The following is a 19,892-nucleotide window of genomic DNA, read 5'->3' as shown; positions in this document are numbered from 1 at the left end:
GAGACCTTCGCCCCCTTCGCTCCCCGGGCCGTGCGCCGTCTCCTTCCTTACGCTGGGAGTGCCGGCCTCCGCCCTTGCGCGGGGCGTCCCGGGCCGGCCCGGTTCATCCGGCACTTCTTGTTCCTCTCGGGGTTTCTCGGTTGGCGTGCGAACGGGCCGGAGGCGATGCGGGTGACCGAACAGGCGCGCGCGTTCGGCGGTGCCGAGTCCACCGCGCTCTACGTGCTGCGGCGCGACACCGCCGAGCTGCGCCTCGCCGACTCCGCCGGCGGCAGCCCCGGGGACTACGGCCTTCCCGACGCCTGCGAGACGGCCGCGCGCTTCCCCGTCGCCGAGGCCATCCGCCTCGCCCGCCCGCTGTGGCTTGAGGAGAAGGCGCTCGCCCCCTACCGCGAGGGCGGCCAGGGCCCGCCCCCCGGCGTCACGCTCGGCGCGCTGCCGCTCGGGGCGCGCGGCGGCCCCTTCGGCTGCCTGCTGGTCGCCGCCCGCTCCCCGCGCGGCTTCGACGCCGAGCAGCGGGTCACCGCCGAGCTGTACGCCGCCCACCTCACCGAACGGCTGGAGGCCGGCGGCGGCCCCGAGGACCGCGAGCTGGTCCGCGACGCCGTGCAGCGCTTCCGTCCCGGCGCCTTCTGCCTGACGCTGAGCGACGGCATGGTCGAGGCGGACCCGCAGGCCCTGGCCCTGCTCGGCACCGAGCCGGGCGACTTCGACGGCCGGGTGGAGACCCTGCTCGCCCACACCGTGCCCGAGGACCTGCCCGCGATGATGTCCCTCATCGAGCCCTCGCCCTCCGTCTCGGGCGACCGGGAGATCGAATACCGGATCAGGGTCGCGCCCGACGAGGTCCGTTGGCTGCACATGCGCTGCCGGGTGCTCGCCGACGCGGCCGGCCGCCCGGAGCGGCTGATCGCCGTGATCGCCGACGCCTCGCGGCTGCGCCCGGGCGGCGACGAGGTGTCCCGGGTGCAGCGGCTGTCCGCCACGCTCGCCACGGCGGTGACCGTGCGGGACATCGGCGAGGTCACGGTCAGCGCGCTGCGCGAGCTCGGCGCCTCCCGGGTGATGCTCGCGGCCAGCCAGGCCGACCGCCTGGTCGTCGCCGCCCTGGTGCCCGACGACCTCGCCGCCTGGCCCGCGGCCTGGCGCGCCGAATGGCCCGAGGTGCCCGGCAGCGAGCTGCCGACGGTGCAGGCCGCGCTGCTCGACCGCCGCATGGCGCTGTGGCCGGCCGGCACCGAGGTGGAGCCGGGGCTCGCCGAGGTGGGCCCCGGCGGCCTCGCCGTGCTCCCGCTGCCCGCGGACACCAGAACGGCCGGTCTGTGCCTGGTCGGCTGGGAGGAGCGGCACCAGTTCAACACCGAGGAGCGGTTCCTGCTGACGGCGGCCTCCGCGCTGGCGGGGCAGGCCATGGTGCGGGCCAGGGCGTACGACGCCAGGCACGAGCTGGCCGAGACCCTCCAGCGCAGCCTGCTGCCGCGCACGCTGCCCGAGCTGCCGGGCGGCGTGGCCGTGGCGCGTTACCTGCCCGCCACCGCGGGGCTCGACGTGGGCGGCGACTGGTACGACGTGATCCAGCTGACCGACCGGCACGTGGCGCTGGTGATCGGCGACGTGCAGGGGCACAGCGCCGCCGCGGCCACCATCATGGGCCAGATCCGCACCGCCATCAGGGCCTACGCGGTCGAGGGGCACGCGCCCGACGTGGTCGTCTCGCATGCCAACCGGCTGATGGTCGGCATGCGCACCGACCTGTTCGCCACCTGCACCTACGTGGCCATGGACATGGAGGAGGGGGACAGCTGGTTCGTCCGGGCCGGCCACCTGCCGCCGCTGGTGCGTGACCCGGACGGCGGCACCAGGGAGCTGGACATCGAGGGCGGCCCGCCGCTGGGCATCGACCCGGACGCCGAGTTCCCGATGACCACGCTCGCCCTCGCCCCCGGCAGCGTCCTCGTCCTGCTGACCGACGGCCTGGTGGAGTCCGCCGAGCTGCGTCTTGAGGACGGTCTCGCCAGGGTGCGCGCGCTGATGGGCCCCCAGGACCCCGCGGACGTGGGCGCCCTGGCCGACGCCCTGCTCGGCGCCGCGGACCGGCGCGACGACGACGTGGCCCTGCTCGCGCTGCGCTACGACGGGATGCGGGTCCGGCCGCGCCGGGCCTCGTGGGAGGTGTGGCGGCTGCCCAACGCCTGCGGGCACGCCCGCCGGTTCGCCTCGCGGACGCTGCGCTCCTGGCGCCTCGCCCAATCGGCCGACGCCGCCCTGCTGATCGTCTCCGAACTGGTCACCAACGCCCTGGTGCACACCGAGGGCCAGGTCCGCCTCGATCTCACCCTGGCGGGCGAGCGGCTGCGCATCGCCGTCAGCGACAACTCGCCGCGCACCCCGGTGAAGGCCCCGGCGATGGACTGGGAGGCCACCGGCGGCCGCGGCGTCCTGCTGGTCTCCGCGGTGTCCTCAAGCTGGGGCTCGGTGCCGCTCAGCGGCGGCAAGCAGGTGTGGGCCGAGGTCGAGGTGCCGCCGGCGGAGCGGGAGCCGCCGCCCGGGGACGGCCGGGCGGCGGAGGGGGCCGCGGGGGCGGCGGGGGGCGCCGCGGGCGGCGGCTGACCCCCGGCGGGCCGGGCGCCGCACTCCCGGCGCCGCACTCCCGGGCGGAAAACGACGTGTTGCGAGGAATGTCCGAAGAGCGTCTTATAGCCTTCCAGGGCCGCCCACCGGCGCGGGGGGGCGGCCTGCCCGGCGAAGGGAGGAGGGCCCCATGGCGACGGCGCGCCGTCACGCCGCGCTCGCGGCCGCCCTGGCCGGCGCCCTCCTCGGCTGCGGCGGGCCGGCCGCGGGCCAGGACGGCTCCCACGGCCTCACCGTCGGCCTGCTGCTCTCCGACACCGAGGTCTCCCGGTGGGAGCAGTTCGACGGGCCCCTGATGAAGCAGCGCATCTCCGAACTGTGCGCGGACTGCCGGGTGATCTCGGCCAACGCCAACGGCAACGCCGCCATCCAGCAGCAGCAGTTCGAGGCCATGGTCGTCAACGGCGTGGACGTGCTGATCCTCACCGCCGTCGACGCCAACGCGGTGCGCAGCTCCGTGCGGAACGCCGCGGACTCCGGCATCCCCGTGGTGGCCTACGACCGGCTCGCCGAGGGCCCCGTGGCCGCCTACTCCTCCTTCCAGAACGACGAGGTGGGCGGGCTGCTCGGCCGCGCCCTGCTGCGGGCCCTGGGGGACCGGGCGCACGACAGCCTCGTCGTCATGATGAACGGCTCCGAGACCGACCCGAACGCCGCCGTTTTCCGGCAGGGCGCCCTCGACGTCCTCGGGGGCCGGGTCAGGATCGGCAAGGAGTACCACGTCAGGGGCTGGGTGCCGTCGGTGGCGTTCACCGACATGACCGGCGCGATCGCCAACCTCGGCGCCGAGGACATCGACGGCGTGCTGGCCGCCAACGACGGCATCGCCTCCGGCGTCATCGCCGCGCTGCGCGCCGACGGCGTGTCCCCGCTGCCCCCGGTCACCGGGCAGGACGCGACCCTCGCCGCCCTCCAGCGCATCCTCGCGGGCCAGCAGTACCAGACGGTCTACAAGCCCTACCGGCGCGAGGCCTTCGCCGCCGCGGAGATGGCCCTCGCCCTCGCCCGCGACCGCCCGCTCGGCGACCTCGCGCCGTACCGCGTCGACAGCGAGAGCACCCGGGACATCCCCGCGGCCCTGGCCGAGCCGATCTCCGTCACCGCGGGCAACATCGGGGAGACCGTCGTCAGGGACGGGCTGTACTCCGTCGGCGAGATATGCACCCCGAGGTACGAGTCCGCCTGCGCGCGGGCCGGACTCACCGACGCCCCCCAGGCCGGCTCGCGAGGAGATGGTTCACGTGTCACGCGAACCCGCGCCGACGCTCAGGCTGCGCGGGATCCACAAGCGCTACGGCGCCGTACAGGCGCTCGCCGACATCGAGCTTGAGGTCCGCGGCGGCCACGTCGTCGCCCTCGTGGGCGACAACGGCGCGGGGAAGTCCACGCTGGTGCGGGTCATCGCCGGGGCCGACCCCGCGGACAAGGGCGTCATCGAGTGGAAGGGCGAGCCCGTCCGCGTCCACCGCCCGCAGGACGCCAGGGCGCTCGGCATCGCCACCGTCTACCAGGACCTGGCGCTGTGCGAGAACCTCGACGTCGTCGGGAACCTGTACCTCGGCCGCGAGGTGCACCGGGCGGGCGTGCTCGACGAGGTCGAGATGGAGCGCCGGGCGAGCGAACTGCTCGGCAGCCTGGCCATCAGGATTCCCGACCTCAGGGCCCCGGTCGCCACCCTCTCCAGCGGGCAGCGCCAGTCCGTCGCCGTCTCCAGGGCACTGCTCGGCGCGCCGGAGGCCGTCGTGCTCGACGAGCCGACCGCCGCGCTCGGCATCGAGCAGGCGACCCACATCCTCGACCTCATCGAGCAGATGCGCGAACGCGGCCTCGCCGTCCTGATCGTGAGCCACAACCTGGGCGACATCAAGGCCGTCGCCGACCAGGTCGCCGTCCTGCGCCTCGGCCGCAACAACGGGTTCTTCGACGTGAACACCACCCCGCAGGAGCAGATCATCGCCTCGATCACCGGCGCCACCGACAACACCGGGCGAAAGCCCGTGCGGCCATGGCCGTGAACGACCGGGAGCCGCCCCCGGGCGGCGCCACCCGGTACCTGCGCGAGTGCCTCCGCCTCCTGCGGTGGGGCGCCGGCACCCTCGTCACCGCCTGGCGCGTCGGCCGGACGGGCTCGCTGCCCGTCGTCCTCGGCCTGGTCGTCATCTGGATCGTCTTCGAGAGCATCGACACGGACTTCCTGTCCGCGCGCAACCTGTCCAACCTGAGCGTGGACCTGGTCGGCATGGGGCTGATCACCGTCGGCGTCATCTTCGTGCTGCTCGTGGGCGACATCGACCTGTCGGTCGGCTCGGTCAGCGGCCTGGCCGGGGCGATCTTCGCCCAGCTGAACGTGAACGCCGGGGTGCCCGAGTGGCTCGCCTGCCTCATCGCCGTGCTCGGCGGCGCCGCGGCCGGGGCCGTGCACGGCTTCTTCGTCGCCCGCCTCGGCGTGCCCGCCTTCGTCGTCACCCTGGCCGGGCTGCTCGCCTGGAACGGGCTGATGCTCTTCATCCTCGACACCCACGGCTCGATCAACCTCGACGACCAGGGCCTGGTCGCCACGCTCACCAACCACTACTTCGGCAACGCCCTCATCCCCCTGGGCCTGGCCGCCCTCGGGCTGGCCGCGTACCTGGCCGTGGCGCTGCTCGGCCGCCGCCGCCGCACGGTCGCCGGGCTGCCCGGGCCCACCCTCGGCGCGGTGGCGGTGCGGGCCGGCCTGCTCGGCGCGGTGCTCTTCGGCGCGGCCGGGGTCTTCATCGGCTTCCGCGGCCTGCCGCTCTCCGTCCTGATCCTCCTCGTGACGCTGGCCGTGCTGGACTTCGTGCTGCGCCGCACCACCTACGGCCGGAAGATCTTCGCGCTCGGCGGCGGCATCGAGGCCGCCAGGCGCGCGGGCATCGCCGTGGAGGCCGTGCGGATGTCGGTCTTCACCGTCTCCGGCGCGATGGCCGCCGTCGGCGGGCTCTTCCTCGCCTCCAGGATCACCTCCGTCGGCCAGACCTCGGGCCAGGGCGACCTGGTGATCGACGTCATCGCCGCGGCCGTCATCGGCGGCGTCAGCCTCTTCGGCGGCCGCGGCACCACCTGGGCCGCGCTGCTCGGCGTGCTCGTCATCCAGTCCATCGCCTCCGGGATGGCCCTGCTCGGGGTCCAGGTCGCCGTGCAGTTCATGATCACCGGGAGCGTGCTGCTCGCCGCCGTGGTCCTCGACTCCCTGTCCCGGCGGGCCCAGAGGTCCCACGGCCGCGCCTGAGCGCGCCCCGGCGCGCGGGTCACGGCGGGGGCGCGGGGGCGGCGCGGGGCGCGCGGGGTCCCCTCCCCACGAGGCCCCGGTGCCGTGGCGGCGAAGCTTCGTTGCCACGGCACTAGGCTGGCCGGGTGGCTAACGAGGCAGCGGCCGAGCCCACGCCGGAGGCGAGCGGGACCGGCGGGGCGGGCGAGACGGACCCGGGGCGCGAGAGGGCGGACGCCGCCGAGGCCGCCGGCGACGGCGCGCCCGGGGCGGACGGGACACCCGAGACGGCCGGCGCGGACGGCGCGGACGGCGCGGATGGCGTGGACGAGGCGGCGGAGCGGCTGGCGCGGGCGGTGCACGCCGCGGAGACCGCGCTGATCGAGTTCGAGATCGCGGTGGAGACCTTCAGGATCGAGGTGGAGAACTTCTCCCGGCTGCACGAGCAGCGCCTCGGCCCCTACTACGCCCGGCTCGAGGAGCTCGACGCGCTGATCGCCGAGGCGGTGGCCGCCCGCTCGGGCGACCCGGAGGACGAGCGGCGGGCGCGGGAGCTGCGGGCGGCCGTGGCGCCGATGCCGCGGGTCTCCGAGCTGTTCCACGGCTGGCTCGACGGCTCGGGCTTCAGCCAGGAGGCGTACGCGATGCTCACCGAGCAGCCCGTGCAGCAGCCCCCGCGGGTGCGGCCGAGCGAGGAGGCCCGCAGGCTCTACCGGGAGCTGGTCCGCAGGTGCCACCCCGACCTGGTCACCGACCAGGCCGAACGCGGCCGCCGCGACCTGTTCGTCTCCCGCGTCAACCAGGCCTACGCCCGCGGCGACGAGGCGGAGCTGCGTTCCCTCGCCGAGGAGTGGGAACGCGGCGGCCCCGGCACCCAGGACGCCTGGCTCAGGCACGAGGAGCTGTACGCCAGGCTGGAGTGGCTCGCGCAGCGCAAGGAACTGCTGGCCGACGCCGCCGCCGCGCTGGAGGCCAGCGCCGTCGGCTCGATGCTGCGGATGGCGGGGGACGACCCGGACGGGATGCTCGACGAGATCGCCGAGGGGCTGAAGAAGCAGGTGGCCGACCGGGAGACGGAACTCGCCGGCCTCCAGGCGGCCGGCCGGGGCGGCGAAGCCGAGCGGCGCGGCTAGCCGCCGGGGCGGCCGGGCCGTGGGGAGACCGGGCCGGTTGGCGCGGCCGGGCCCGTTGGGGCGGCCGGGCCGTGGGGAGACCGGGCGGGCGTTTTCCCCAGGGGGTTTTCTCCGCGCCTCTCTCCGGGGTTACCTCCCGGGTTTTCTCCGGGGATAGGGTCGGGCCCATGAGCTTCGCATCACTTCCCGCGGTCACCCCGGACGCGGTGCCCGCCGAGGCACCGCTGCTCGACGTCCGGGAGCCGGACGAGTGGGCCGCAGGCCACGCCGAGGGGGCGCTGCACATCCCCATCGGGGAGGTCGTCCAGCGACTCGACGAGATCACCGCCCACGCCGGGGACCGGCCCCTCTACGTGGTGTGCAAGGCGGGTGGCCGCTCCGCGCAGGTCTCCGCCTACCTGCTCCAGCAGGGCCTCGAAGCGGTGAACGTGGACGGCGGCATGCACGCCTGGCAGGCCGCGGGCCGCCCCCTGGTCGCCGAGTCGGACGCCGACCCCTACGTCCTCTGAACCCGGTCCTCAACCCGGCCGGGCTCCTGAGCCCGGTCACGCCCCCTGAATCCGGTCACGCCCCCTGAACCCGAACGCGCCCGCCGGGCGGGGGCGTTCGGTGGGCCGGCTCTCCGGCCGCGGTTCCGCCCGGGCGCCTCGGGCGGTGTGCGCGGTCCTTCGGTCCTGCCGGGCTCAGGCGGTGGGGACGCGGTCGAGGAAGCCGAGGACCCGGACCAGGCGGCCCTGCCCGTCGGTCTGCGCCACGTCGAAGCCGACGACCAGCGCCTCGCCGCCCTCGGGCCCCAGCTCCCAGGTGAAACGCGCCTGGTCGTGGTGGCCGTCGACCGGGCCCGCGAGGCGGAAGGTCATCCCGTCGAACTGCTGCTGGACCGCGGCGATGGTCGCGTCGATCGCCGCGGGGCCCTCGGCCTCCACCAGCGGGTCGACGTAACGGCCGTCCTCGCTCCACAGGGCCTCGACGGCCCGCCGCCGCGCCTTGGGGTCGGTCTCGTTCCAGGTGGCGATGTAGCGCTCGGCCAGTGTGTCGAAAGCCGTGCCTGCCATGCTGCTTCTCCTCACGCGGTGTGGGTCCTTCCGGACCGGCCGGCGGCCCGTCCGATGCCCCGATACTTCCGCGCCAGGCGGGCCCGGGTCGATAACGTCCCAGGTAATGCCGCGCGGCACCGCCCCGCGCGTGCTCGCGCTGCGCCCCGCTCGGCATCCCGTGGGTCTCAGAGCAGTCGCCGCGCCCCCTCGACGGCGACGATCCCGGCCGGGCCGAGACGCGCGGGTGAGCCCGGAGGGTGCGTCGCCCCCGTGCCGCCCCTGAGGGGTCAGGCGGCCAGGCGCTTGAGGCGGGTTGCCGCCTCCTCCAGGGTCTCCTCCCGCTTGCAGAAGGTGAAGCGAACCTGACTGCGGCCGGCCTGCGGGTCGTCGTAGAACACGGAGTTGGGCACGGCGACCACCCCGGAGCGCTCGGGGAGCGCGCGGCAGAAGGCGTAGCCGTCCTTCTCGCCGAACGGGGTGATGTCGGTGGTGATGAAGTACGTGCCCTCGGGGAGGTAGACCTCGAACCCGGCCGCGCGCAGGCCCGCAGCGAGCAGGTCCCGCTTCCGGCGCAGGCCCTCGCGGAACTCGTCGAAGTACGCGTCCGGCAGCCGCAGCGCCTCGGCGACGGCGTACTGGAAGGGGCCCGCGCTGACGTAGGTCAGGTACTGCTTGGCCGTGCGGACGGCCGCGACGAGCGGGGCGCTCGCCGTCACCCAGCCGACCTTCCAGCCGGTGAAGGAGAACGTCTTGCCCGCCGAGCCGATGGTGACCGTGCGCTCGCGCATGCCGGGCAGGGCCGCGAGGGGCCGGTGGGTGCCCTCGTAGACGAGGTGCTCGTAGACCTCGTCGGTGACGACCAGCAGGTCACGTTCGACGGCGAGCGCCGCGATGGCCTGCTGCTCCTCCTCGGTGAGCACCATCCCGGTCGGGTTGTGCGGGGTGTTGAGCAGGAGGAGCCGGGTGCGCGGGGTGATCGCGGCGCGCAGCTCGTCCAGGTCCGGGCGGAAGGAGGGCGCGCGCAGCGTGAGCGGCACCCGCCGCGCGCCGGCCATCGCGATGCAGGCGGCGTAGGAGTCGTAGAAGGGCTCGAAGGCGATCACCTCGTCCCCGGGTTCGAGCAGCGCCAGCATGGCCGCCGCGATCGCCTCCGTCGCCCCCGCGGTGACCAGGACCTCCGTGTCCGGGTCGAAGCCAAGGCCGTAGAACCGGCGCTGGTGTGCGCTGACGGCGGCGCGCAACTCGGGGATGCCGGGACCCGGCGGGTACTGGTTGCCGCGGCCCTCGCGCAGCGCCCGCACGGCCGCCTCGCGCACGGACTCGGGGCCGTCCGTGTCGGGAAAGCCCTGGCCGAGGTTGATCGCGCCCGTCGCGGTGGCCAGCGCCGACATCTCCGCGAAGATCGTCGTGCCGAGCCCGTCCAGCCTGCGGTTCAGCAGCGGCCTGCCGCCCATCTCTCCACCGTCCTCACCCGGACACCCGGGACGTCCGGACCTCCGCGCCCCGGGCTTGCGCCGATCCTTCGCCGCCCATCCTCGCCGATGCCCGGCCCCACGTCACTCGCCCAGGCCCCCCACACGCGACGGCGCCCCGGCGGAACCCGGCATCGCCGGCGGAAGCCGGGCCGGGCGGTCCCGGCGAGGGAAGCGGCGCCGCTCAGGCGTCGAAGTCGAGTTCCACGTGGTCGGTCAGGGGGCGGGACTGGCAGGGGAGCACGTAGCCGGCGGTCACCTCGGCCGGTTCCAGCGCGTAGTTGCGGGCCATGGCGACGCGGCCGGCCAGGAGCCGGGCCCGGCAGGTGCCGCAGACCCCGCCGCGGCAGGCGTAGGGCGCGTCGGGCCGGTTGCGGAGCACCGTGCCGAGCAGCGTCTCGCCGGGCGCGAGGGCGAGTTCGGCGCGGCGCCCGCCGAGGGTCACGGCGAGGGTGCCGCCCCGCGCCACGGCCTCCCCGGCATCCCCGGGCGGCGCGGGGGGCGCGTCCTCGGCGTGGAAGAGCTCGCTGTGCACCCGCGCTCGGGGCACGCCGAGGGCGCGCAGCGCCGCGTTGCCCGCCTCCACGAGTCCCCGCGGCCCGCACAGGTACCAGCCGTCCACCTCGCCGACGGGCAGCAGCGCCGGCAGCAGCCCGCGCAGCCGCCTGGCGTCGAGCCGCCCCGCGGCCAGGCCGGTGTGCCGCTCCTCGCGGGTGAGGGCGTGGACCTGCTGGAACCGTTCCGGGTAGCGGTCCTTCAGGTCGGCCGTCTCGTCGAGGAACATCGCGCTGGACGCCGTCCGGTCGCTGCGCAGCAGCGTGAAACGGGCGGCCGGCTCGCGCGCGAGCAGCGTCGCCGCCATGGAGAGCACCGGCGTGATGCCGCTGCCCCCGGTGAGCGCGGCGAACCTGCCGGGCGCGGGCGGCAGCGTGAACCGGCCGGCCGGCGGGAGCACCTCGAGCCGGTCGCCGACGGCCAGCTCCCGCAGAGCGTGGGTGGAGAACGCGCCCCCGCGGACGTGCCGCACGCCGATGGTGAGTTCCGCGGGACCCCCGGCGCCCGGGGCGGGGCTGCACACCGAGTACGTGCGGCGCAGCTCGCGGCCCTCGTGCCGGTGCCTGACCGTCAGGTGCTGGCCGGGCACGTGCCGGAAGGCCGGGCGCAGCCGCGGCGGCACGGCGAGGGACACGGCGACGGCACCCTCGGCGAGCGGGCTCAGGCGGGAGACGGTCAGCGAGTGGAACATCCGCGCTCCTCAGCGTTCCTTGACCTGGTCGAACGGTTCGGCGCAGCGCGCGCAGCGGCGCAGGGCCGTGCAGGGGGTGGCGGAGAAGCGGCTGATCAGCTCGGTGTCCGCGGCGCCGCAGCGCGGGCAGCGGACGGGGTGCTCCTCGCCCGGCGGGCCGGGGAGGAGGGGAACGGTCACCGGGGCGCGGCCCAGCGGCCTCGGCGGCGCGATCCCGGCGGCGGCCAGCCGGCGGCGGCCCTCCGCGGTGATGTCGTCCGTGGACCAGGGCGGGGCGAGGACGCGCCGGACCTCGACCTCGGCGGCGCCCGCGGCCAGCAGCGCCCGCCGCACCTCCCCGGCCATCGCCTCGACGGCCGGGCACCCGGTGTAGGTCGGCGTGAGCTCCACCTCGACGCGGCCGGCGCCGAGCAGCCGCAGCCCGCGCAGCACGCCGAGGTCGCCGAGCCCGATCACCGGCAGCTCCGGATCGGGCACCGCGGCGGCCACCGCCCGCAGCCGCGCCGCCTCGGTCGCCTCCGTCACCTGCGCCCCCTGTGTCACCTGCGCCGCTTCCGTCACCTGCACCCCCTGCGCCCCCTCCGTCAGCTTCGCCGGTGCGCCCGGCGCCTCCGCCGGTGCGCCCGCCACCTCGTCCGCCGGCGTGCCCGCCGTCGTGCGCCCCTCGCTCACCACCTGGCCCCCGGGTGGCTGCGGTGCAGGTGCTGCATCTCGGCGAGCAGGCGGCCGAACGGCTCGGTGTGGATGCCCTGCCGCCCGCCGCCCGCCGACCAGACCGCACGGGCCGGTGCCTCGGGCACCGTCAGCGTCGCCGCCCGCAGCGTGGCGCCGACGCGTTCCGCCCACCCCGCCGCGAGCGCGGCCCAGTCCACCCCGGCCAGCCCGGCCACCGGCCGCGTCAGCTCGCCGGTGTAGCGCCACAGGGCGTCCACCGCGCGCTGCATCCGCTCCCGGCTCAGCCGGGTCCCGTCGCCCAGCCGCAGCGTCCAGGTGACGGCGTGGTCCCTGTGGTACGCGGTCTCCGGCCCCGCCTTGGCCGCCAGGGGAGCGAACGGCCCGTCCCCGGCGGCGAGTTGCTCCCAGAGCAGCTCCTGGTAGGTGGAGAAGTACAGCTGCCGTGCGATGGTGTGGGCGAAGTCGCCGTTCGGCTGCTCGACGAGCTGGACGTTCCGGAAGGCGCGCTCCTGGCGGCAAAAGGCCAGCCGGTCCTCGTCGCCCACCATCGTCAGCAGCGTCCTGGCCTGGCCGAGCAGGTCGAGGGCCAGGTTGGCGAGGGCCACCTCCTCCTCCAGGGCCGGGGCGTGCCCCGCCCACTCGGCCAGCCGGTGGGAGAGGACGAGCGCGTCGTCCCCCAGCGCGAGCGCGGCGTCCTCCGTGGTCCCCGAGGCGGTCCCCGCCGTCGTGCCCGCCGCCCCGGCCGCCTCGGGAACCACCCCGGTGGCCCGGCCCGGCCCGCCGGTCGCCGGCCCGTTCACAGGCTCCGCACCCCCTCGGGCACCTCGTAGAACGTCGGGTGCCGGTAGGGCTTGTCGGCGGCGGGCGCGAAGAAGGGGTCGCGCTCCTCGGGCGAGGAGGCGAGGATCTCCGTCGCGGGAACCACCCAGATCGAGACGCCCTCGCCGCGCCTGGTGTACAGGTCGCGGGCGTTGCGCAGGGCGAGTTCGGCGTCCGGGGCGTGCAGGCTTCCGGCGTGGGTGTGCGCGAGGCCGCGCCTGGGCCTGACGAACACCTCCCACAGCGGCCAGTCCGTCCCGCCGGGCACGCGGTCCGCCCCGCCGGGCACGTCCGCCGCGCCGCTCACGCGGCCCGCCCGGCCGGCCGGGCGGCGTGCCGCGCCGCATAGGCCGCGGCGGCCTCGCGCACCCAGGCCCCCTCCTCGTGGGCCCGGCGGCGCTGCCCGAGCCGCTGCGCGTTGCACGGCCCCTCGCCGCGCAGCACGGCGTGGAACTCCGCCCAGTCGATCGGCCCGAAGTCGTGGTGGCCGCGCTCCTCGTTCCAGCGCAGCAGCGGGTCGGGCAGGGTGAGGCCGAGGGAGGCGGCCTGCGGCACGACGATGTCCACGAAGCGCTGCCGCAGCTCGTCGTTGGTGTGCCGCTTGATCTTCCAGGCCATCGAGCGCTCGGTGCGCGGCGATTCGCCGTCCGGCGGGCCGAACATCATCAGCGAGGGCCACCACCAGCGGTTCACGGCGTCCTGGGCCATCTCGTGCTGCTCCTCCGTGCCGTGGCTGAGCGCGAGCAGCAACTCGTAGCCCTGGCGCTGGTGGAAGGACTCCTCCTTGCAGATCCGGGTCATCGCCCGCGCGTACGGGCCGTAGGAGCAGCGGCACAGCGGCACCTGGTTGACGATCGCGGCGCCGTCCACCAGCCAGCCGATCGCCCCGACGTCGGCCCAGGTCAGCGTCGGGTAGTTGAAGATCGATGAGTACTTCTGGCGGCCCGCGTGCAGCCGGTCGAGCAGCTCGTCCCTGCGGGCGCCCAGGGTCTCGGCCGCGCCGTAGAGGTACAGGCCGTGGCCCGCCTCGTCCTGCACCTTGGCGATGAGGATGGCCTTGCGCCGCAGGGAGGGCGCCCGGGTGATCCAGTTGGCCTCGGGCTGCATGCCGATGATCTCGGAGTGCGCGTGCTGCGCGATCTGCCGGATCAGCGTGGCCCGGTACTCGGGCGGCATCGCGTCCCGCGGCTCGATGCGCTCCCCGGCGGCGATGGTCTCCTCGAACTCCCTGTACACACCCTCGTGCATCGGTCCCGTCCCGCCCTCTCCGGTCTCCGGCCCCGGCTACCGACCGATCGTTCGGTTCGGCTTCCGATGGTGATGCGGGTGCTCCGGCGTGTCAAGGCGCGCCGGGGCCGGGTACGGTGCTTCGGTCAAGCATCAGCAGTTCTGGGGGAGCGGGCCGAGCATGCTGCCATCCGACTCAGCGGCGGACACGCCGCCGAAGGACGCCGAGGAGAGGGGCGCTGCGCCGCCCTCCCTCGCGGACACGCCGACGGAGTCGGTGGCCCTGCGGGCGATATCCCTTCCCTCGCGCCTGCTGATAGGCGTGGTGCTGTGCGCGCTCGGGCTCTACGCCGTCTTCCACCTGGCGATGGTCTTCCTCGTGCTGGCCCCGTCCAACACGCTGAGCGAGGACAACCACGAGCTGATCCACGACTACATCTACCCGGAGTTCGAGCAGAACTGGAAGCTGTTCGCCCCGAACCCGCTGCAGAGCAACGTCGCCGTGCAGGCGCGCGCCGAGGTGCGGAACGAGGAGGGCACCCGGGTCACCGAGTGGTACGACCTCACGCAGCTCGACATCGACCACATCAGGCACAACCCGCTCCCGAGCCACACCGCGCAGAACATCCTGCGCCGCGGCTGGGACTTCTTCCGCGGCGCCCACGACGACGAGGGCAACCCGGTGGGCCTGCGCGGCAAGCTCTCGGAGCGGTACGTGCACCGGATCGTGCTGGAGCGCCTGGCCGGCGTCCTCGACCTCGACACCGTGCAGCGGGTGCAGTTCCGGGAGGCCACCACCCGGGTCGCCGCCCCCGAGTGGCGGCCCGAGGACTTCGACACCTCGACCACCTACCAGGAGTTCGACTGGTGGCCGGTCGGCTCCCAGGACCTGCCAGAGGAGTACCGGCGGTGACCGTGCCGAGCCCACGCCCCGACCGCCCCGCCGCCAAGGCGCAGCACGCCCCCGAGCCGGAGGCGCCAGGGCCGGACGCGTCGATGCCGGACGCGTCAGTGCCGGACGCCGCGCCGCAGGACGCCGCGCCGCAGGACGCCGCGCCGCAGGACGCCGCGGTGCCGGACCCCGCACCGCAGGAGCCCGCGCCGCCGGCGGCTCCCGCGCCGCATGCGTACGCGCCGTACGCGCCCGCGTACCCGCCGGCGTCCGAGGCGCACGCTCCCGCGTACCCGCCCGCGCCTCCCGCGCAGGCGCCCGCGCCGGCCGCGGGAGGGGCGCCCGCGCGCGTCGACTACACCACCGCGCTGGAGCGGCGGGTCGCGGCGGCGGTGAGCCGCGGCATCGGCCACGTCACCCGCCGCACCCTCGGCTCCTACCAGACGGCCGTGGTGCGGATCGGCTTCGCCGCGACGATGCTGGCCTTCCTGCTGCGCGAGTGGCCGAACCGCGACGAGCTCTACGGCCCGGGCAGCCCCTGGGGCTTCGACCTGGCCACCCAGTTCGCGAACAGCCAGGGCTCCTTCTCGGTGCTGCTGTGGTCGGACTCCGGGCTGTGGTTCCAGCTCTTCTACCACTTCGCCCTCCTGTCCTGCGTCGGCATGCTGCTCGGCTGGCGCACCCGGGCCAGTTCGATGATGTTCCTGGTCAGCGTGCTCTCCCTGCAGAACCGCAGCATCTTCATGGGGGACGGCGGGGACAACGTCATCCACCTGATGGCCCTCTACCTCGCCCTCACCCGCTGCGGCCGGGTGTGGTCGCTCGACGCCAGGCGCCGGGCCCGCGGCGGCGGTGACCCGGCCGACCCGGTCGGCGTGGCGGTGTGGGCGGCGCTCGGCCTTGCCCTCTTCCTCTCCCTGGTCACCGGGAAGCTCGACAGCCCCGTGTGGACGGCCTTCTTCGGCGGCATGTGGGTGGCGCACGCCGTGTGGTGGGCGGTGCGCCGGCGCGCGCCCGGCGAGCCCAGGATCGTCTGCGACATGCTCGGCAACCTCGTGCACAACGCCGCGCTGCTGGTGATCATGGCGGAGGTGTGCCTCATCTACGCCACCGCCGGCTGGTACAAGATCCAGGGCTCCCGCTGGGAGGACGGCACCGCCGTCTACTACCCGATGAACCTGGACTACTTCAACCCGTGGCCCGAGCTGACCGATCTCCTCGCCGGCAACGGCACGCTGGTCACCGTCATGAGCTACGGCACCGTCTTCGTCCAGGTCGGCTTCGTCTTCGCGCTGCTGAACCGCAAGGCGAAGAACGTCCTGCTGGTGGCGATGATCGGCGAGCACCTGGGCATTGCGCTGCTGATGGGCCTGCCGTTCTTCTCCCTGGCGATGATCGCGATGGACAGCGTCTTCCTGCCCACCGCCTTCCTGCTGTGGCTCGGCTCCCGCCTCGGCCGCGGCGCCGGGCGGCTCGGCGGCGGCGAGCCCGCCCCCGCGGCGGCGGACCTGCCCGGGGAAGCGCGGCCCCCGCAGCCCGCCGAGGGCCCGCGCCCCGCCTGGGCGGAGCGCGGGTGAGGGCGTGAGCGGCCTCGCCGCGCGCTGGCGGGAGCTGTCCGGCGCCACCGTGCTCCTCGACGGGTTCCACGCGCTGAAACACGCCCTGCGGTTCGGCGCCGAGGTCCCGCTCGCGCTGACCGCGGACAAGGCCGGGGCGCTGCGTCTGGCCGGGGAGCTGGCGCCCGACCTGACCGGTGTGCTCGGGGAGTCGCTGCGCGAGGTGACGCCCGCGGAACTGGCCTCCCTCGTCCCGCGCCCGCACCCCACCGGGGTCGCGGCGCTGGCCACCCCCGCCCCGCGGCGGCCGGCCGGCGGCGGCCCGCCCGTCCTGGTCCTCGACCAGCCGCGCCACCTGGGCAACGTGGGGGCGGTGATCCGGCTGGCCGCGGGCGCCGGGGCGGCGGGCGTGCTCACCACCGGCACCGTGGACCCGTGGCACCCCGCCGTGCTGCGCGCGGCGGCCGGGCTGCACTTCGCGACCGCCGTCAGCCGCGCCGAGCCGGCGGAACTGCCCGCGGGCCCGCTGTACGCCTTCGACGCGGACGGGGAGGACCTGCGCGCAGTGCCGATCCCGCCCGGCGCGCTGCTCGCCTTCGGCTCGGAGCGCTCCGGCCTGACGCCGGGACTGCGCGAGCGCGCCACCGCGGTGCTCGCGCTCCCGATGCGCCCCGGGGTCTCCAGCTACAACCTGGCGACGAGCGTGGCCATGGCCCTGTACCACTGGCTCGCCCGGCCGCCCGCCTGAACCGGGCACCCTCCCGGACCGGGCACCCTCCTGGACCGGCGCCCGGGTGCACGGCCCACCCCCTCCTCCCGCCGCCGAGTCGCCGGCGGGCCGCCGCCGGGCCGCCGCGGGAGGGCTCAGCGCGCCGCCGCCTGCTCGGTCCTGCCCCCGCCCGGCCCCAGGAGGAGGAAGGAGAAGGACCGGGTCCGCGTGCGCCGCAGCGGGACGTCGCTCTTGACCCGCCGCGCGAGCTCCGCGCGGCTGATGCCGAGGCCCTGAGCGATGAGCCGCTCGGGGCGGAGGGGCACGGGATCGTCGAAGGCGACCGCGATCCGCAGCGGCCAGGGATGCGCGGGAACGGGGTGCGCGCGCAATTCCCAGCAGCCGTCCCAATCGAGCGCGTACCGGTTGCGCCGGGCGATCAGCGGGTCGAGGAGGGTGTCCGCGACGAGGGGAGGGGAGTCGCCCACGTACCCGGCCAGCAGGCCGGCGGGCAGGGCGCGGACCGGGACGCGCTCGTGGACGGTGAGCTTGCCGGTCCGGTCACAGGAAACGCAGTTGACCAGGAGCCAGACGTCGAGGCGTTTGCCGTTGGCGTTGACGCGGAACCTGCCCCTGCCGACCGTGGCACGGCCGGAAGGGCAGGCCACGCACCGCAGGGCCAGCGGAGGCAGCCGGGTGCGCCGCACCACCCAGGGCAGCGGTATGAGGTGGTGAGCGTCTTCCTGAGTTCCGGCGAAGGGCACGGGAACGGCGCCTTCCGCGGCGTCAGTTGCCCAGGCCGTGCGCCGTCGCCGCCGCGTCCCCCCGGGCCGCCGCGGCGTGGCCCCGGTGGCCCCGGGGCGCCGCGGCGGCCGCCCGCCGCTCGCCCCGCCGCCCGTACCAGGCGCTCCACGCGGCCGTGCCCAGGAGGCACCCGACGAGCAGCACGGAGGACGCCGGCACCGCCGCGTCCGGCGGCAGCAGGTAGACGAGCGGCAGCCGGAGCAGCGATTCGGCCAGCAGGGCCCCGGCCCACACGGCCGTCATCACCACGTAGACGCGGCGGAACGCCGGCGAGGCCGCGTACAGCCCGTCCCAGCGCGCCCGTTCGTCCTCGCTCTGGGCGCCGAAGCGCTTCGCGACGCCGAACGCCGCGGGCCGGCCGGTGGCGAGGCTCGCCAGGAAGGCGAGCGCGACCGCGCCGGTCGTCACCGACTTCGCCGCCAGGACGGCCCGTTCGTCGCCGGTGAGGAAGGTCAGCCCGAGCCCGGTGGCGCAGACCAGGAGCGCCACGGCCGAGAAGCCTTCGAGGGACCGCCGGCGCACGGCCACGTACAGGGTGCGCAGCGAGGCGGCCGCGGTGGCCGCGAGCAGTGACCCGGCGCCGTCGGCCCCGGCCGCCCGGCAGCCGGCGTAGGCGGCGAGCACCAGCCCGACGTCCCAGACGGCCACCTCGACGAGCGGAGACGTGCCGCGGCGCGCGGCGGTGGGACTGGTGGGCGCGATGGGACGGGGGGGAGTAGGGGGAGTGGTGAACGGCCCTGCGGTGCCCATGAGCTTCCCTCTCTTCACGGCTAACGCGAAAATTTTCGCGTTCGAGGTGGCGGGTACGCTACTCCCGGATGTGCCGTTATCGCAAAAATTTTCGCGATAGAGTGTCGGCCGTGACCGATGCCCAGCCCGTTCGCCGCCCCGGGGGCCGCGCCGCCCGGGTACGCCGCTCCGTGCACCAAGCCGTGGCCGAACTGCTCGCCGAGCGGCCCTACGAGGAGGTCACCATCGCGGCCGTCGCCGAGCGCTCCGGCGTGCACCAGGCCACCGTCTACCGCCGCTGGGGCACGATGACCGCCCTGGTGGAGGACGTGGTCAACGAGGTGCTCAGCCGGGAGTCCCCGGTTCCCGACACCGGCTCGCTGCGCGGGGACCTCACGGCCTACGCGGTCAAGGCGGCGGCCGACCTGGCCAGTCCCATGGGCGCCGTCTACCTGCGGGCGTCCGCCCTCGGCGCCGCCGCCCCCGCGGAGGCCCCCGCCCGCGGCCCCCGCCCCCTCGACGAGCGGGGCAGGCAGCTCCAGGCGATGCTCGACCGCGCCGCCGCCCGCGGCGAACCCGCCCTCGACGTGCTCACCCTGCTCGACGTCGTGCTCGCCCCCATGTACCTCCGCCTGCTGATGGGGGGCAGGCCCCCGGACGAGCGCCTCGCTCGCACGCTGGTGGACCGCCTCCTCGTCCTCGCCGGCCACGCACCGCCCGCGGGGCACGGGGAGCCCGGGGAACACGGAGGGCCCGAAGGGGGCTGACGGGGGACGGGGCCGGCCAGGGGGCGGGGCGGCCCCCGGCGCTCAGAGGCGGGCGTCGTTGTACTTCGCGATGCGCTCGGTGAGTTCGCGCAGTCCGTCGATGCGCATCGTGGGCAGGGTCGCGGCCTCCGGGTGGTTCTGGTGGGCGATGCCCCAGGGGCCGCGGCGGATCAGGGCCGTGCACAGGCCCGCGGCGGCGGCCGGCCTGATGTCCTCGTCGAGCCGGTCGCCGACGTACAGGATCTCCTGCGGCGCCATCCGCAGCGTCTCGATCAGCAGCTCGAAGAACCGCGGCTCCGGCTTGGCGATGCCGCCCATGTCGAAGGAGGTGGCGATCAGGTCGACATAGCCGGTGAAGAGCCGGCGCAGGATGGTGGTGGTCTCCTCCGACTGGTTGGCGGCGATCCCCACGACCAGGCCCGCCTGCCGCAGCAGCCTGATGGTCATCCGGGCGTCGGGGTACAGGTCGTTCTCGCCGAACCACTCGCGCTCCCCCACCGCGTCCCGCTTCTCCCGCTCGACGGCCAGGTCGAAGCCGGGCCGGAACAGCCGGAACGTTTCCCGATGGTCCCTCCCCTGCGCGACGATCGCCCCGAACTGGGTGGAGAAGGTGTGCCGCGGGACCCCGAGCCAGGCGGCCCAGCCCTCCCACTCCCGGCTCTCGTCCACCAGGCACTCGCCCACGTCGAACAACACCGCTCGGATCATGCGCCGCAGCGTATAGACGCCGCCACGCAGCGGAAACGGCGCCGTCCCCAATCCGGGGGGTATCGGGGCGAAATGGAGACGCGGGGCGCACGGGTGCGGCATATTGCGCCCGGCATTTTCTCCGTTCTTGCGCTCGTTCTTTTCTCCGTCTTCCCCGGTCTTCCGCCGGTCCTCCCCCGGTCCTCCCCGTCTTCCCCGCTCTTCCCTGCTCTCCCCCGTCTTCCTGTTCTCCCCGCGTTCCCCCGGGTTCCCCCA

The 19,892-nt window shown here is 75.3% G+C and carries 20 protein-coding genes; 10 read left to right on the top strand and 10 right to left on the bottom strand.

The window, feature by feature from the left end:
• The first annotated feature begins 165 nt into the window (after nucleotides 1-165).
• The 6 genes from D7294_RS11905 (at nucleotide 166) to D7294_RS11875 (ending at nucleotide 7,505) form a co-directional block, all read left to right on the top strand.
• Nucleotides 166-2,610: a SpoIIE family protein phosphatase gene (locus tag D7294_RS11905; RefSeq protein ID WP_120678528.1), complete on the top strand. Its 2,445-nt coding sequence runs from the start codon at nucleotides 166-168 to the stop codon at nucleotides 2,608-2,610.
• Between the two features lie 151 nt (nucleotides 2,611-2,761).
• A complete protein-coding gene (locus D7294_RS11900; protein WP_120678526.1) occupies nucleotides 2,762-3,961 on the top strand; it encodes a substrate-binding domain-containing protein in 1,200 nt (399 codons plus the stop codon).
• Nucleotides 3,864-4,646: an ATP-binding cassette domain-containing protein gene (locus D7294_RS11895; RefSeq protein ID WP_120678524.1), complete on the top strand. Its 783-nt coding sequence runs from the start codon at nucleotides 3,864-3,866 to the stop codon at nucleotides 4,644-4,646. The genes D7294_RS11900 and D7294_RS11895 overlap by 98 nt, the downstream gene beginning before the upstream one ends.
• Nucleotides 4,637-5,884 (top strand): sugar ABC transporter permease, encoded by a 1,248-nt coding sequence (locus D7294_RS11890; protein WP_120678522.1) that lies wholly within the window; start codon nucleotides 4,637-4,639, stop codon nucleotides 5,882-5,884. Before D7294_RS11895 ends, D7294_RS11890 begins: the two co-directional genes overlap by 10 nt.
• 125 nt (nucleotides 5,885-6,009) lie before the next feature.
• A complete protein-coding gene (locus D7294_RS11880; protein WP_194117743.1) occupies nucleotides 6,010-6,996 on the top strand; it encodes a J domain-containing protein in 987 nt (328 codons plus the stop codon).
• Nucleotides 6,997-7,163: 167 nt separating this feature from the next.
• A complete protein-coding gene (locus D7294_RS11875; RefSeq protein WP_120678520.1) occupies nucleotides 7,164-7,505 on the top strand; it encodes a rhodanese-like domain-containing protein in 342 nt (113 codons plus the stop codon).
• 174 nt (nucleotides 7,506-7,679) lie between these two features.
• Here the strand turns inward: D7294_RS11875 and D7294_RS11870 are convergent, their stop codons facing one another.
• The 7 genes from D7294_RS11870 to paaA form a co-directional block, all read right to left on the bottom strand.
• Nucleotides 7,680-8,051: a nuclear transport factor 2 family protein gene (locus D7294_RS11870; RefSeq protein WP_120678518.1), complete on the bottom strand. Its 372-nt coding sequence runs from the start codon at nucleotides 8,049-8,051 to the stop codon at nucleotides 7,680-7,682.
• A gap of 269 nt (nucleotides 8,052-8,320) precedes the next feature.
• On the bottom strand, nucleotides 8,321-9,487 hold the full coding sequence (locus D7294_RS11865; RefSeq protein WP_120678516.1) for a pyridoxal phosphate-dependent aminotransferase: 1,167 nt from the start codon (nucleotides 9,485-9,487) through the stop codon (nucleotides 8,321-8,323).
• Nucleotides 9,488-9,689: 202 nt separating this feature from the next.
• Complete coding sequence (locus D7294_RS11860; RefSeq protein WP_120678514.1) at nucleotides 9,690-10,751, bottom strand: 2Fe-2S iron-sulfur cluster-binding protein; 1,062 nt, start codon at nucleotides 10,749-10,751, stop codon at nucleotides 9,690-9,692.
• 9 nt (nucleotides 10,752-10,760) lie between these two features.
• On the bottom strand, nucleotides 10,761-11,294 hold the full coding sequence (paaD, locus tag D7294_RS11855) for a 1,2-phenylacetyl-CoA epoxidase subunit PaaD (protein ID WP_174248333.1): 534 nt from the start codon (nucleotides 11,292-11,294) through the stop codon (nucleotides 10,761-10,763).
• A gap of 125 nt (nucleotides 11,295-11,419) precedes the next feature.
• Entirely contained in the window at nucleotides 11,420-12,226 is an 807-nt protein-coding gene (gene paaC, locus D7294_RS11850) for a 1,2-phenylacetyl-CoA epoxidase subunit PaaC (protein ID WP_422070681.1), read from the bottom strand.
• Complete coding sequence (gene paaB / locus D7294_RS11845) at nucleotides 12,223-12,552, bottom strand: 1,2-phenylacetyl-CoA epoxidase subunit PaaB (RefSeq protein ID WP_241562283.1); 330 nt, start codon at nucleotides 12,550-12,552, stop codon at nucleotides 12,223-12,225. Before paaB ends, paaC begins: the two co-directional genes overlap by 4 nt.
• Nucleotides 12,549-13,493 (bottom strand): 1,2-phenylacetyl-CoA epoxidase subunit PaaA, encoded by a 945-nt coding sequence (gene paaA, locus D7294_RS11840; RefSeq protein ID WP_120678512.1) that lies wholly within the window; start codon nucleotides 13,491-13,493, stop codon nucleotides 12,549-12,551. Before paaA ends, paaB begins: the two co-directional genes overlap by 4 nt.
• Nucleotides 13,494-13,653: 160 nt before the next feature.
• Between paaA and D7294_RS11835 the strand changes: the two genes are divergently transcribed.
• The 3 genes from D7294_RS11835 to D7294_RS11825 are packed head-to-tail and all read left to right on the top strand — an operon-like array spanning nucleotide 13,654 to nucleotide 16,668.
• Nucleotides 13,654-14,385, top strand: coding sequence for a DUF5819 family protein (locus tag D7294_RS11835; RefSeq protein WP_194117742.1), 732 nt, complete (start codon nucleotides 13,654-13,656; stop codon nucleotides 14,383-14,385).
• On the top strand, nucleotides 14,382-15,941 hold the full coding sequence (locus tag D7294_RS11830) for an HTTM domain-containing protein (protein WP_120678510.1): 1,560 nt from the start codon (nucleotides 14,382-14,384) through the stop codon (nucleotides 15,939-15,941). Before D7294_RS11835 ends, D7294_RS11830 begins: the two co-directional genes overlap by 4 nt.
• A gap of 4 nt (nucleotides 15,942-15,945) precedes the next feature.
• Nucleotides 15,946-16,668 (top strand): TrmH family RNA methyltransferase, encoded by a 723-nt coding sequence (locus tag D7294_RS11825; RefSeq protein WP_120678508.1) that lies wholly within the window; start codon nucleotides 15,946-15,948, stop codon nucleotides 16,666-16,668.
• A gap of 116 nt (nucleotides 16,669-16,784) precedes the next feature.
• Here the strand turns inward: D7294_RS11825 and D7294_RS11820 are convergent, their stop codons facing one another.
• Together D7294_RS11820 and D7294_RS11815 are read right to left on the bottom strand one after the other, a co-directional pair.
• Nucleotides 16,785-17,393 (bottom strand): DUF1062 domain-containing protein, encoded by a 609-nt coding sequence (locus tag D7294_RS11820; protein ID WP_206619496.1) that lies wholly within the window; start codon nucleotides 17,391-17,393, stop codon nucleotides 16,785-16,787.
• Nucleotides 17,394-17,415: 22 nt separating this feature from the next.
• Nucleotides 17,416-18,081 (bottom strand): VC0807 family protein, encoded by a 666-nt coding sequence (locus tag D7294_RS11815; RefSeq protein ID WP_120678506.1) that lies wholly within the window; start codon nucleotides 18,079-18,081, stop codon nucleotides 17,416-17,418.
• A 212-nt stretch (nucleotides 18,082-18,293) separates the two neighbouring features.
• Between D7294_RS11815 and D7294_RS11810 the strand changes: the two genes are divergently transcribed.
• A complete protein-coding gene (locus tag D7294_RS11810; RefSeq protein WP_241562282.1) occupies nucleotides 18,294-18,929 on the top strand; it encodes a TetR/AcrR family transcriptional regulator in 636 nt (211 codons plus the stop codon).
• Between the two features lie 42 nt (nucleotides 18,930-18,971).
• Here D7294_RS11810 and D7294_RS11805 read toward each other — a convergent pair whose 3' ends face one another.
• A complete protein-coding gene (locus D7294_RS11805; protein ID WP_120678502.1) occupies nucleotides 18,972-19,637 on the bottom strand; it encodes an HAD family hydrolase in 666 nt (221 codons plus the stop codon).
• Nucleotides 19,638-19,892 lie beyond the last annotated feature (255 nt).

It is taken from the genome of Streptomyces hoynatensis (assembly GCF_003626535.1).
GTDB lineage: Bacteria > Actinomycetota > Actinomycetes > Streptomycetales > Streptomycetaceae > Streptomyces > Streptomyces hoynatensis.
The sequence above is the reverse complement of the archived record's forward strand: the minus strand, read 5'-3'. Positions and strand labels throughout refer to the sequence as shown.

What these genes read in the sequence shown, in the direction of transcription:
- D7294_RS11860 (WP_120678514.1), bottom strand. Translation starts at nt 10,751, where the DNA reads ATGTTCCACTCGCTGACCGTCTCCCGCCTGAGCCCGCTCGCCGAGGGT.
- D7294_RS11890 (WP_120678522.1), top strand. Translation starts at nt 4,637, where the DNA reads ATGGCCGTGAACGACCGGGAGCCGCCCCCGGGCGGCGCCACCCGGTAC.
- D7294_RS11870 (WP_120678518.1), bottom strand. Translation starts at nt 8,051, where the DNA reads ATGGCAGGCACGGCTTTCGACACACTGGCCGAGCGCTACATCGCCACC.
- D7294_RS11905 (WP_120678528.1), top strand. Translation starts at nt 166, where the DNA reads ATGCGGGTGACCGAACAGGCGCGCGCGTTCGGCGGTGCCGAGTCCACC.
- D7294_RS11900 (WP_120678526.1), top strand. Translation starts at nt 2,762, where the DNA reads ATGGCGACGGCGCGCCGTCACGCCGCGCTCGCGGCCGCCCTGGCCGGC.
- D7294_RS11895 (WP_120678524.1), top strand. Translation starts at nt 3,864, where the DNA reads ATGGTTCACGTGTCACGCGAACCCGCGCCGACGCTCAGGCTGCGCGGG.
- paaA (WP_120678512.1), bottom strand. Translation starts at nt 13,493, where the DNA reads ATGCACGAGGGTGTGTACAGGGAGTTCGAGGAGACCATCGCCGCCGGG.
- D7294_RS11835 (WP_194117742.1), top strand. Translation starts at nt 13,654, where the DNA reads ATGCTGCCATCCGACTCAGCGGCGGACACGCCGCCGAAGGACGCCGAG.
- D7294_RS11875 (WP_120678520.1), top strand. Translation starts at nt 7,164, where the DNA reads ATGAGCTTCGCATCACTTCCCGCGGTCACCCCGGACGCGGTGCCCGCC.
- D7294_RS11805 (WP_120678502.1), bottom strand. Translation starts at nt 19,637, where the DNA reads ATGATCCGAGCGGTGTTGTTCGACGTGGGCGAGTGCCTGGTGGACGAG.
- D7294_RS11865 (WP_120678516.1), bottom strand. Translation starts at nt 9,487, where the DNA reads ATGGGCGGCAGGCCGCTGCTGAACCGCAGGCTGGACGGGCTCGGCACG.